The following is a 13169-nucleotide window of genomic DNA, read 5'->3' on the forward strand; positions in this document are numbered from 1 at the left end:
ATCGGTCTCCCCGGCCGGCTCAGGCCACCGGCCGGAGCCGCTCAAAAAAGCCGGTTGAGCCCGTCGTAAGCAGCTACCCGATAGGCTTCGGCCATGGTCGGGTAGTTGAACGTGGTGTTGACGAAATACTTGAGGGTATTGAGTTCACCCGGCTGGTTCATGATCGCCTGGCCGATGTGCACGATCTCCGACGCCTGGTAGCCGAAGCAATGCACGCCGAGCACTTCCAGGGTTTCACGGTGGAACAGGATCTTCAGCATGCCTTGCGGCTCACCGGCGATCTGCGCACGCGCCATGCTCTTGAAGAACGCCTTGCCCACTTCATAAGGCACCTTGGCCTTGGTCAGTTCGTGCTCGTTCTTGCCGATCGAGCTGATCTCGGGAATCGTGTAGATCCCGGTCGGCACGTCATTCACGTAGCGCCAGCTGCCATTGTCGACGATGCTGCCCGCCGCCGAACGGCCCTGGTCATGCGCCGCACTGGCCAGGCTCGGCCAGCCGATCACGTCACCGGCGCCGTAGATATTGGTCACGCAGGTGCGGTAGTTCTCGTCCACTTCGATCTGGCCACGGCTGTTAACCTTGACCCCGATGTTTTCCATGCCGAGCTTGTCGGTGTTGCCGGTACGGCCGTTGCACCACAGCAAAGCGTCAGCCTTGATCTTTTTGCCGGATTTGAGGTGCAGGATCACACCGTTATCCAGGCCTTCGACCCGCTCATACTCTTCGTTATGGCGCACGGTGATGTTGTTGTTGCTGAAGTGGTAGCTCAACGCCTGGGAAATTTCCGAGTCGAGGAAGCTCAGCAACTGGTCGCGGTTGTCGACCAGTTCCACCAGCACACCCAGGCCGCTGAAGATCGAGGCGTATTCACAGCCGATCACGCCGGCGCCGTAGATGATCAGTTTGCGCGGGGTGTGACCCAGGCTCAGGATGGTGTCGCTATCGTAGATACGCGGGTGGTGGAAATCGATATCCGCCGGACGATACGGGCGTGAACCGGTGGCGATGATGATGTGCTTGGCCACCAGTTTCTCGACCACGCCGTTGGGGCAGACCACTTCGACGGTTTGCTCGTCGGCGAAGCTGCCGGTGCCGAAGAACAGGTCGACACGGTTACGGGCGTAGTAGCCCGTACGCGAAGCAACCTGCTTGGAGATGACTTTCTCGGCGCTTTTCAGCACGTCCGGAAACGAGAACCAACGCGGCTCACCAATGGCCCGGAACATCGGGTTGGTGTTGAACTGCATGATCTGGCGCACCGAGTGACGCAAGGCCTTGGACGGGATGGTGCCCAGGTGGGTGCAGTTACCGCCGACCTGGCGACGGCTATCGACCATCGCCACCTTGCGCCCTGCCTTCGCGGCGTTCATCGCCGCACCTTCTCCAGCTGGGCCGGAACCCAGTACCACCACGTCGTAGTTGTAGACAGCCATGCGTACTCCTCAGAACAGGCCAGGCGTACGGTTGGACGCCGGGCTAAATCATGCCGCGGCCAGCGGTCATGAAGGACAATTTGGCTCAAGTGTGTGAACCGGGGCACAGTCTATATAAGGCGTAACGCCGCGCACATTAACCCTTGGTCGCGTCGTAGGCCAGTAATGCCTTTACTACACAGCGCAGATTATCCCTGAACCCTGCCGCTGCCGCTGCCGGAAAATGAATTACCCTGTAGCCACGCATCTTTTCGGGACGGGCCATTATGCGGCATATAGTTTTCTGTTTATTACTGATGCTGTCGATCACAGCACACGCCAATGAGGCGGATCGGCTAAAGCAGGCCAACTTCCCGACACAGTCACAGGAACTGACCCTGAAAAACCAGGCTGTGCTCACCTACCTCTGGGCGGACGTGTACGCGGCCGCGCTGTATACCCCTTCGGACGTGAGCGCCAAACAGGCCTGGGAGCAGAAAAAGGCGCTGCGCCTGACCCTGTATTACTTTCGCGACATCGACCGTAATGATGTGATCAAGGCGGCCAATACGACCCTGGAACGCCAGCAAGCCAGCGCGAGCTTGAAGCCCGAGCTGGAAAAACTGCATGCCCGCTTTCGTAACATTCAAGCCGGTGATCGATATGCCCTGGATTATCGACCAGGGCGTGGCTTGAACCTCGAGATCAATGGGCAAGTGGTGTTCAACAGTCGCGATGACGCGCTGGCGAGGGCCTACCTCGGGATCTGGTTGGCGCCCCAGGGGTTGTCCGAGGAGTTGCGCAGCAAATTGCTGAATTGAGGGAGGAGTGCGTAGCAGCTGTCGAGCCCCGGCGAGGCTGCGTTGGCGGCCTGTCTGACACACCGCTGACACAGCCTCGCCGGGGCTCGACAGCTGCTACGTACTGGGCTCGCTCACGAGATGTAGATACCTATGCTGCGATGAGACCCTTGCAGACAACACAAAACCCAGCCACAAAAAAGCCCCGAACCAGTCGGGGCTCTTTCACTGACCGCTAATGCTTAGCGCGGAAACGCAGGCGGGTTGACCCCAGCCATGTCTTCCATCACGCGAACCACCTGGCAGCTGTAACCGAACTCGTTGTCGTACCAGACGTACAGTACAACGCGGTTGTCCTGGGTAATGGTCGCCTCAGCATCCACCACACCGGCGTGGCGCGAGCCAACGAAGTCAGTGGAGACCACTTCCTGCGAGTTGACGTAGTCGATTTGCTTATGCAGATCGGAGTGCAGCGCCATGTAGCGCAGGTACTCGTTCATCTCTTCACGGGTAGCGGCTTTCTCAAGGTTCAGGTTGAGAATCGCCATCGACACGTTAGGCGTCGGCACGCGGATCGCGTTACCGGTCAGCTTGCCGGCCAGCTCAGGCAGGGCCTTGGCAGCAGCAGTGGCAGCACCGGTCTCGGTGATCACCATGTTCAACGCGGCGCTACGCCCACGGCGATCGCCCTTGTGGAAGTTGTCGATCAGGTTCTGGTCGTTGGTGTACGAGTGAACCGTCTCAACGTGGCCATTGACGATACCGAACTTGTCATTCACCGCCTTCAGCACCGGCACGATGGCGTTGGTGGTGCAGGAAGCGGCGGACACGATCTTGTCGTCAGCCGTGATTTCAGCGTGGTTGATGCCGTGAACGATGTTCTTCAGCTTGCCCTTGCCAGGCGCAGTCAGGACAACGCGGTCGATACCTGGGCAGGCCAGGTGCTGGCCCAGGCCTTCGGCGTCACGCCATACGCCGGTGTTGTCCACCAGCAGGGCGTCCTTGATGCCGTACTGGGTGTAATCCACCTCGGACGGGTTTTTCGCGTAGATCACCTGGATCAGGTTACCGTTGGCGGTGATCGTGTTGTTTTCTTCGTCGATGGTGATGGTGCCGTTGAACGAACCGTGTACCGAGTCGCGGCGCAGCAGGCTGGCGCGTTTGGTCAGGTCGTTCTCGGCGCCTTTGCGCACCACGATGGCACGCAGGCGCAGGCCGTCGCCACCACCGGTTTTTTCGATCAGGATGCGCGCCAGCAGGCGGCCGATACGACCGAAGCCGTACAGCACAACGTCGGTGCCTTTGCGGGCGGCGGCGTTCTGCTGGCCAACCACATCGGCCATTTCTTCACGCACGAACTGCTCGGCGGTACGGCCAGCGCCTTCTTTGCGGAATTTATAGGCCAGCTTGCCCAGGTCTACCGAAGCCGCGCCGAGCTTGAGCTCGCTCATGGCCTTGAGCAGTGGGAATGTTTCGTGGACGGAGAGTTCGCTGTCGTCGGCGGAACGGTGACGCGCAAAGCGGTGGGCTTTGAGAATCGCGATGACAGACTGGTTGATCAGGCTGCGGCCATAGATCGAGCTCACCACATTGTTATTGCGGTACAGCTGACCGATTAGCGGGATCATCGCTTCTGCGAGTGCTTCACGGTCGATCCATTCACCAAGACACTGGTCGGGCTTCTGAGTCACGGTAACCTTCCACATGTAGGGGCTGAAAAAAGGGGCTACATTATGCCGCCCGACTGTCCTCGGAGCAATGCGCGTCCTACAACAAAAAAGCCTTGCGCAAAAAAGCCACCCCGCTGGAGCCCAGTAAATACGCGGGTTCCAGAAGGCCGACCGATGGGCAACAACGCCGACTTGTCCGTAACACTCCAAAACAATCGCGCATTTCGGCACTACATATTGAGTCAAAACACGCCATTGTTTGTCTTAGCCACTACATTTCCTACAAACCGTAATAGGCTCAGTCAGAAACTGACAGGCGGCACCTCTGGCCGTTACAATTACCGACTTTGTCGCAACGCTTGGAGCTCAACCTTCCGTGCCCGTTCTGCGTCTACCGCTTCTCCCTGCCGCGGCAGGTAAACAGCACTGGGGCAACCTGCCCGGTGCCGCCCTGAGCCTGGCCATCGCCGAAGCTGCCAGCGCAGCCAAGCGCTTTACCCTGCTGCTCACCGCCGACAGCCAAAGTGCCGAACGGTTGGAGCAGGAGCTGAGCTTCTTCGCCCCCGATTTGCCGGTGCTGCATTTTCCCGATTGGGAAACCCTGCCCTACGACCTGTTCTCGCCGCATCAGGACATCATCTCGCAGCGCATCGCCAGCCTGTACCGCTTGCCGGAACTGGCCCACGGTGTGCTGGTGGTGCCGATCACCACGGCACTGCATCGCCTGGCACCGACCAAGTTCCTGCTGGGCAGCAGCCTGGTCCTGGATATCGGCCAGAAGCTCGATGTGGAACAGATGCGCACGCGCCTGGAGGCCAGCGGCTACCGCTGCGTCGACACGGTGTACGAGCACGGTGAGTTTGCGGTGCGCGGTGCGCTGATCGACCTGTTCCCGATGGGCAGCAAACTGCCCTATCGCATCGACCTGTTCGATGACGAAATCGAGACCCTGCGCACCTTCGATCCGGAAAACCAGCGTTCCATCGACAAAGTCGAGTCGATCAAGCTGCTGCCGGCGCGGGAATTTCCATTACAGAAAGATGCGGTCACGCGCTTCAAGGCGCGCTTCCGCGAGCGCTTCGACGTCGACTTCCGTCGTTGCCCGATCTTTCAGGACTTGAGCAGCGGGATTACACCCGCGGGTATCGAGTACTACCTGCCGCTGTTCTTCGACGAAACGTCTACCTTGTTCGACTACCTGCCACAGGACACCCAAGTGTTCTCGCTGCCGGGTATCGAGCAAGCAGCGGAAAACTTCTGGAACGACGTGCGTAACCGCTATGAAGAGCGCCGCGTTGATCCGTCCCGGCCTTTATTGCCGCCCGCCGAGCTGTTCCTGCCGGTGGAAGACTGCTTTGCCCGTCTTAAAAACTGGCCCCGCGTGGTCGCCAGCCAACAGGATGTGGACGCCGGCAGCGGCCGCGAGCGCTTCCCGGCGGGGACGCTGCCGGATCTGGCGATCCAGGCCAAAGCCACACAACCGCTGGAAGCGCTGTCCAACTTCCTGGGCGACTTCCCAGGCCGCGTGCTGTTTACCGCAGAGTCCGCCGGGCGTCGGGAAGTCCTGCTGGAGCTGTTGGAACGCCTGAAGCTGCGACCGAAAACCGTCGACAGCTGGCCGGACTTTTTAAAAAGCAAAGAACGCCTGGCGATCACCATCGCACCGCTGGACGAAGGCCTGTTGCTGGACGACCCGGCCCTGGCGCTGATCGCCGAGAGCCCGCTGTTCGGCCAGCGCGTGATGCAACGTCGACGCCGCGAAAAACGCGCCGACGCCAACAACGACGCGGTGATCAAAAACCTCACCGAGTTGCGCGAAGGCGCGCCGGTGGTGCATATCGACCACGGCGTCGGCCGCTACCTCGGCCTGCAAACCCTGGAAATCGACAACCAGGCTGCCGAATTCCTCACCATGGAATACGCCGAGGGCGCCAAGCTCTACGTGCCGGTGGCCAGCCTGCATTTGATCGCCCGTTACACCGGCAGCGACGACGCCCTGGCGCCGTTGCATCGCCTGGGTTCCGAGACCTGGCAGAAAGCCAAGCGCAAGGCCGCCGAGCAAGTGCGCGACGTCGCCGCCGAACTGCTCGACATCTATGCCCGCCGTGCTGCGCGCGAAGGTTACGCGTTCGCCGACCCGAAAGCCGACTACGCCACCTTCAGCGCCGGCTTTGCTTTCGAAGAAACCCCGGACCAGCAAACCACCATCGAAGCCGTGCGCGCCGACATGCTCGCGCCCAAGCCGATGGACCGCCTGGTGTGTGGCGACGTGGGCTTCGGCAAGACCGAAGTGGCGATGCGCGCCGCCTTCATCGCCGTGCACGGCGGCCGCCAGGTGGCGATCCTGGTACCGACCACCCTGCTCGCCCAGCAGCACTACAACAGCTTCCGCGACCGCTTTGCCGACTGGCCGGTGACCGTGGAAGTGATGAGCCGCTTCAAGTCGGCCAAGGAAGTGAATGCCGCCATCGCTGACCTGGCGGAAGGCAAGATCGACATCGTGATCGGCACCCACAAGCTGTTGTCGGACGATGTGAAGATCAAGAACCTCGGCCTGGTGATCATCGACGAAGAACACCGTTTTGGGGTACGTCAGAAGGAACAACTCAAGGCCCTGCGCAGCGAAGTCGACATCCTCACCCTCACCGCCACGCCGATTCCGCGCACGCTGAACATGGCGGTGTCGGGCATGCGCGACCTGTCGATCATCGCCACGCCACCGGCGCGGCGCTTGTCGGTACGCACCTTTGTGATGGAGCAGAACAAAAGCACGGTCAAGGAAGCACTGCTACGGGAATTGCTGCGCGGCGGGCAGGTTTACTACTTGCACAACGATGTGAAGACCATCGAGAAATGCGCTGCCGACCTCGCCGAATTGGTACCGGAAGCGCGCATCGCCATCGGCCACGGGCAGATGCGCGAACGCGAACTCGAACAGGTGATGAGCGACTTCTACCACAAGCGCTTCAACGTGCTGATCGCCTCGACCATCATCGAGACCGGTATCGACGTGCCGAGCGCTAACACCATCATCATCGAGCGCGCCGACAAATTCGGCCTGGCGCAGTTGCACCAACTGCGCGGCCGGGTGGGTCGCAGTCACCACCAGGCGTATGCCTATTTGCTCACGCCGCCGCGCCAGCAGATCACTTCCGACGCGGAAAAGCGCCTGGAAGCCATCGCCAACACTCAGGACCTGGGCGCCGGTTTTGTACTGGCCACCAACGACCTGGAAATCCGTGGCGCCGGCGAACTGCTGGGCGACGGCCAGAGCGGGCAGATCCAGGCGGTGGGCTTCACCCTGTATATGGAGATGCTTGAGCGCGCGGTGAAAGCCATCCGCAAGGGCGAGCAACCGAACCTCGATCAACCGCTGGGCGGCGGTCCGGAAATCAACCTGCGCTTGCCGGCGTTGATTCCCGAAGACTATCTGCCGGACGTGCATGCGCGGTTGATCCTGTACAAACGCATCGCCTCGGCCACCGACGAAGAAGGCCTCAAGGACCTGCAGGTGGAGATGATCGACCGCTTCGGCCTGCTGCCGGAACCGACCAAGAACCTGGTGCGCCTGACCTTGCTCAAATTGCAGGCCGAGCAGTTGGGCATCAAGAAAGTCGACGCCGGGCCGCAAGGCGGGCGCATCGAATTTGAAGCGCAGACGCCGGTTGACCCGTTGGTGCTGATCAAGTTGATTCAGGGCCAGCCCAACCGCTACAAGTTCGAAGGGGCTACGCTGTTCAAGTTCATGGTGCCGATGGAACGCGCTGAAGAACGCTTTAATACACTGGAGGCGTTGTTCGAGCGCCTCATCCCGAAATCTGCTTGAAGGACGCCCCAATGCGCTTGTTCCGCATTTTGAGCTTGTTGTTGGTGGTAGTGGCACCTGCGGCATTCGCCGACAGCCCGTACCAGGTGGAAATGATCCTGGTGCGCCAGAACGCGGAGCCGGTGCTCAACAGCCGCGCCGCGCCGGAAAACTGGGATGCCGGCGCAGCGCGCCTGGGCGATAAACTGAGCCCGCCGCGGCTGTCCAACATTGTCGATAAGCTGCGCGCTGACTCCACCTACACGGTGCTGTTACACAAGGCGTGGGAACAGAACCTGGGCGAGCAGCCGGTCAAAGTCGCCATTTCCGACGGCCAGGAGCAGTTCGGTCAGTTTCCTATCGAAGGCGTATTGAGCCTGCAACTGGGCCGGTTTACCGATATCGATGCGAACTTCTGGATCAACCAGTTCGACAGCAACGGCAGCGTGATCGCCAGCGAACACTTGAGCCAGACCGACGTGCGCACCAAGAACAACCAACTCAACTACCTGGATGGCGGCCATCTGGCGCTGCTGATCAAGATCACCTCGCTGACCGCCAAACCACCCAGCGCACCACCGCCTGACATCCAGGACTGATCCAGCGCCATGCCCCTGACGTCGTCGCTGACTAAACCCCTGGCCCCTTCGTGGGCCAATCGCTTCAAAGAGCAGAGCCTGGAGCGCGGGCGACGTTATGCCCTGGAGAACCGGGTGCGCATCGTCGAGTCCGGCGACAGCACCATCGTCGCCAGTTGCGAAGGCTCGGGCGGCAACGTTTATCGGCAGACCATCTCGCTGCGCGAATCGGCCAAAGGCACGCTGATCCTGGTGGACAGCCGCTGTACCTGCCCGGTGCACACCAACTGCAAACACATCGCGGCGGTGCTGCTCAAGGTTCAGGAAACCCTGGCCTACCCGGCTGCGGCCCAGGATGCCGAGTTGCTGGAAAAGCTCCAATCCGTACTGGATAACCGCGTGGCGTTGCCGCAGGTGGTGATGGAGGACGTGCTGCCCGTGCCGCGCTTGTGGCTGGCCAGTGTCGAGTTCAGTGCATTTGAACCGCGCAACGGCAAGATGCAGCGCTACATCCAGCACCGCGCGGCGTTGTCGTTCAACTACTTGGGTAACTATGTCAGCGGGCAAAAAAACGCCGACATCATCGTGCGCCAGGACACCCAGAGCCTGCGCATCAAGCGACACCCAGAACTTGAGCAACCCTATCGCGAGCAACTTCGCTTGCTCGGTTTCAAGATCGCCACGCGTCAGAGCAAAGCCCTGCCGGAAAGCGCCGGTGACCTATTCGAACTGGTCAATGACAGCGCCTGGCTGAACTTCACCCTCAATGCCTCGCCGACCTTGCGGGCCGAGGGTTGGGAGCTGCAGATCGAAGAAGATTTCGGTTTCGACCTGAGCGCCGTCGATGATTGGTACGCCACCGTCGATGAAGGGCCGGAACGTGACTGGTTCGACCTGGAGCTGGGGATTATCGTCAATGGCGAACGGCTGAGCCTGCTGCCGATCCTGCTGAACCTGATGCGCTCACACACCGAGATCCTGAATCCGGAAAAACTCGCGCGACGCCGCGATGATGAGCTGATCCTGGTGAACATTCCCGGCTTGCCCAATGGCCATGGTCCGCTGCAAGTGGCCCTGCCTTACGGCCGGCTTAAACCCGTGCTGGCCACCCTCGGCGAGTTCTACCTGCAGGAAGCCGGCAGCACCACGCTGCGCCTGGCCAAGGCCGATGCGATTCGCCTGAACCCGCTGGAAGACCTGCCGCTGCAATGGGAAGGTGGCGAAAAGATCCGCAACTTCGCCCAACGCCTGCGGGACATCAAGGATTTCACCTGCGTGGCGCCCGAAGGGTTGAACGCGACCTTGCGGCCTTATCAATTGGAAGGCTTGAGCTGGATGCAGTCGCTGCGTCAGCTCGATGTCGGCGGCATACTTGCGGATGACATGGGCCTGGGCAAAACCCTGCAGACGCTGGCGCATATTCTCACCGAGAAAGCCGCCGGGCGCCTGGACCGGCCGTGCATGGTGGTGATGCCCACCAGCCTGATTCCCAACTGGCTTGATGAAGCGGCGCACTTCACGCCTCAGCTCAAGGTGCTGGCGTTGTATGGCGCAACGCGCAAGAAACACTTCGCCAACCTGCAGGACTATGACCTGCTGCTGACCACCTACGCCCTGCTGCCCAAGGACATCGACCAGCTCGCGGCCTTGCCCTTGCATGTGCTGATCCTCGATGAAGCGCAGTACATCAAGAACCCTAATAGCAAAGCCGCCCAGGCGGCGCGTGAGCTGAATGCGCGGCAGCGCTTGTGCCTGAGTGGTACACCGCTGGAAAACCACCTGGGTGAACTGTGGTCGCTGTTCCACTTCCTGTTGCCGGGCTGGCTGGGCGATGTAAAAAGTTTCAACCGCGATTACCGCGTGCCCATCGAAAAGCGCGCCAGCGAAGTGCGATTGCAGCACCTCAACGGTCGGATCAAACCCTTCCTGCTGCGCCGCACCAAGGAACAGGTGGCCACGGAGTTGCCACCCAAGACCGAGATCATCCACTGGGTCGACCTCAACGAGGCGCAGCGCGATGTGTACGAAACCATGCGCCTGGCCATGGACAAGAAGGTGCGCGACGAGATTACCCGCAAGGGCGTGGCGCGCAGCCAGATCATCATTCTTGAAGCGCTGCTGAAGTTACGTCAGGTGTGCTGCGATTTGCGCTTGGTCAACGACGCCGCCCTGCCCGCACGGGGCAGCAGCTCGGGCAAGCTCGATAGCTTGATGGACATGCTCGAAGAACTGTTTGCCGAAGGGCGGCGAATTTTGCTGTTCTCCCAGTTCACCTCGATGCTGAGCCTGATCGAAGTGGAGCTTAAAAAGCGTGGCGTGGCCTACGCGCTATTGACCGGCCAGACCCGCGATCGGCGTACGCCGGTAAAGGACTTCCAGAGTGGCAAGCTGCAGATTTTTCTGATCAGCCTGAAGGCCGGCGGTGTAGGCCTGAATCTGACCGAAGCCGACACGGTGATCCACTACGACCCTTGGTGGAACCCGGCTACGGAGAATCAGGCGACTGACCGGGCGTACCGGATCGGGCAGGAGAAGCCGGTGTTCGTCTACAAGATGATTGCGCGGGGTACGGTGGAGGAAAAAATCCAGCACCTGCAGAAGGAAAAGTCAGACTTGGCGGCGGGTGTGCTGGATGGGCGCACGACCGGGGATTGGCAGTTGGGCAATGAGGATATTGAAGCGTTGTTTGCGCCGTTGCCGCATAAGCAAGAGAAGCGTTGACGGTTAGACCGCTATCGCAGGCAAGCCAGCTCCCACCTTGGAACGCATTCCCATGTGGGAGCTGGCTTGCCTGCGATAGCCGCGACGCGGTTTTCAGCCGACCAACTGAGCATCCCGCAACGCGGTAAGCGCCGCCAACCACCGCGGATCCTGCTTGTAATCCGTCGAAGCAATCGCCTGCCCCCGCATCCGCGCAATGCGCGCCGATGGGGTGACCTTCATCCGCTGAGCAGCGGTCAGTGCCAACTCAGCCGCCGCCCGATCATTGCACACCAGCCCCATATCACAACCAGCCGTCAACGCGGCTTCAATCCGGCTGGCCGCGTCACCGACCACATGTGCACCGGCCATCGACAGGTCATCGCTGAAAATCACCCCATCGAACTGCAATTCACCGCGCAGAATATCCTGCAACCATCGACGCGAAAAGCCAGCTGGCTGAGCGTCAACCTGCGGGTAAATAACATGCGCCGGCATCACCGCCGCCAACTGCGTGCTCAGGCGCGCGAACGGCACTAGGTCATTCGCGCGAATCTCTTCCAAGCTACGTTCGTCATTGGGAATCGCCACGTGTGAATCGGCCTCAGCCCAACCGTGGCCCGGGAAGTGTTTGCCTGTGGCAGCCATGCCGGCGCTGTTCATGCCACGGATAAAGGCACCGGCCAGCACGGCGGCGCGCTCGGGGTCGCCTTCGAAGGAACGGGTGCCGACGACGGCGCTGCGTTGGTAGTCCAGGTCGAGCACCGGGGCGAAGCTCAGGTCCAGGCCCACGGCCAGTACTTCAGTCGCCATGACCCAGCCGCACTGCTCGGCCAGGTACTCGGCATTCGGGTTATCCGCCAACGCACGCATGGCCGGCAGGCGCACAAAACCCTGGCGCAGGCGCTGTACACGACCGCCTTCCTGATCGACTGCCAGCAGCAGATCCGGGCGCACGGCACGAATTGCCTCGCTCAACTCACGCACCTGGCGCGGATGCTCGATATTGCGCGCGAAAATGATCAGGCCGCCCACTTCAGGCTGGCGCAGCAGGTGGCGGTCCTCGGCCGTCAGCCAGGTACCGGCAACGTCGACCATCAAAGAACCTTGCAGGGCAGCAGTCATAAACCTTCCTTAAATAACGCGCGCAACCCGTTGCCCTCACGCGGCGCGAATGGCGCGTTGAGCACAACGGGTTGCGAATAAATAGCTGAAATCGGCATGGCGGCTAGCTTAGCGGATGCAAGCGGCCTCGCACACCCGGGGCGGTCAAACCTTGGCGACAGCCGGCGTGGTTTTACTGCGCGGACGCAATTGGGCGGCGGCCATGGTCGGGTCGGTCACGCCGGTTTCGGCACGCATGCCGGCAGCGAGAAATGGCACCATCAGGCGCATGACCTGTTCGATGGAGGTGTTGACGCCGAAATCGGTCTCGGCAATAGCCCGCAATGCCTTGATCCCGGACATGCTGAACGCTGCGGCACCGAGCATGAAGTGCACGCGCCAGAACAGTTCGATGGGCGGAATGCGCGGGGCGGCCTCGTTGACCAGCAACATATAGCGACGAAATACCTTGCCGTACATGTCTTCCAGATAACGCCGCAAGTGACCCTGGCTCTGGCTGAACGCCAGGCCCAGCAGCCGCATGAAGATCGACAGGTCGTTGCCGCTGCGCGGTTGAACCACCAGGGCTTGTTCAACCAGGATTTCCAGCAGGTCTTCGAGGGTAGGCTTGTGATCAGCCTTGGCCTGGCGGCGCTCCAGCTCACGGTCGAGGCTGGCGCAGAACGGCCCCAGGAAGCGTGAGAACACCGCCTGGATCAGGGCCTTTTTCGAGCCGAAATGGTAATTCACTGCAGCGAGGTTGACCCCGGCCTTGCTGGTAATCAGCCGCAATGAAGTTTCAGCAAATCCTTTTTCCGCGAACAATTGCTCGGCAGCATCGAGAATGCGTTCAACGGTTTCCGACTGGGCCATGGCTACTCCGCCTGACAAACACTTGTTTGAAACATACGTTTCAGATTGTGTCTTGTCAAGCCTGCGGGTTCGCTTTCCGGCCGGGCAGTCATGTCTTTCATCGCTATTTAATCACATCCCTATCGGTCTGTAGGCAGCGCTATCTCTGCTTTGTAGGAAGCATGTCCGATGACCGTCCAGCGGAGTGATAGAAAAGGATGATTGCCAAGCGCAGTCCACTGTAT

General features: G+C 60.6%; 8 protein-coding genes. 4 read left to right on the plus strand and 4 right to left on the minus strand.

Features of this window, described 5'->3' with window-relative positions:
- Window positions 1–41 precede the first annotated feature (41 nt).
- Entirely contained in the window at window positions 42–1436 is a 1395-nt protein-coding gene (gene sthA / locus BFP95_RS16565) for a Si-specific NAD(P)(+) transhydrogenase (RefSeq protein WP_049709420.1), read from the minus strand.
- A 266-nt stretch (window positions 1437–1702) separates the two neighbouring features.
- Between sthA and BFP95_RS16570 the strand changes: the two genes are divergently transcribed.
- Window positions 1703–2236: a chalcone isomerase family protein gene (locus tag BFP95_RS16570; protein WP_065910446.1), complete on the plus strand. Its 534-nt coding sequence runs from the start codon at window positions 1703–1705 to the stop codon at window positions 2234–2236.
- Window positions 2237–2457: 221 nt separating this feature from the next.
- Here BFP95_RS16570 and BFP95_RS16575 read toward each other — a convergent pair whose 3' ends face one another.
- Entirely contained in the window at window positions 2458–3921 is a 1464-nt protein-coding gene (locus tag BFP95_RS16575; RefSeq protein ID WP_065874844.1) for a glyceraldehyde-3-phosphate dehydrogenase, read from the minus strand.
- A 340-nt stretch (window positions 3922–4261) separates the two neighbouring features.
- Between BFP95_RS16575 and mfd the strand changes: the two genes are divergently transcribed.
- Genes mfd through BFP95_RS16590 form a run of 3 tightly spaced genes read left to right on the plus strand, consistent with a single transcriptional unit; the run spans window position 4262 to window position 10989 of the window.
- Window positions 4262–7711 carry a transcription-repair coupling factor gene (mfd, locus tag BFP95_RS16580; RefSeq protein WP_065874843.1) on the plus strand — a complete coding sequence of 1150 codons (3450 nt, stop codon included), beginning with the start codon at window positions 4262–4264 and terminating at the stop codon, window positions 7709–7711.
- 11 nt (window positions 7712–7722) lie between these two features.
- The gene (locus BFP95_RS16585) at window positions 7723–8289 is read left to right on the plus strand and encodes a CsiV family protein (protein ID WP_065874842.1); all 567 of its coding nucleotides are present in this window, start codon (window positions 7723–7725) and stop codon (window positions 8287–8289) included.
- A gap of 9 nt (window positions 8290–8298) precedes the next feature.
- Complete coding sequence (locus tag BFP95_RS16590; RefSeq protein ID WP_065910447.1) at window positions 8299–10989, plus strand: DEAD/DEAH box helicase; 2691 nt, start codon at window positions 8299–8301, stop codon at window positions 10987–10989.
- 93 nt (window positions 10990–11082) lie between these two features.
- Here BFP95_RS16590 and nagZ read toward each other — a convergent pair whose 3' ends face one another.
- Both nagZ and BFP95_RS16600 read right to left on the minus strand, forming a co-directional pair.
- Window positions 11083–12093 (minus strand): beta-N-acetylhexosaminidase, encoded by a 1011-nt coding sequence (gene nagZ / locus BFP95_RS16595; protein WP_065882183.1) that lies wholly within the window; start codon window positions 12091–12093, stop codon window positions 11083–11085.
- A 144-nt stretch (window positions 12094–12237) separates the two neighbouring features.
- Window positions 12238–12945 carry a TetR/AcrR family transcriptional regulator gene (locus BFP95_RS16600; protein ID WP_065874839.1) on the minus strand — a complete coding sequence of 236 codons (708 nt, stop codon included), beginning with the start codon at window positions 12943–12945 and terminating at the stop codon, window positions 12238–12240.
- Window positions 12946–13169: the final 224 nt, after the last annotated feature.

Origin of the sequence: Pseudomonas sp. 58 R 12 (genome assembly GCF_900005865.1) — a bacterium.
Classification (GTDB): Bacteria; Pseudomonadota; Gammaproteobacteria; order Pseudomonadales; family Pseudomonadaceae; genus Aquipseudomonas; species Aquipseudomonas tritici.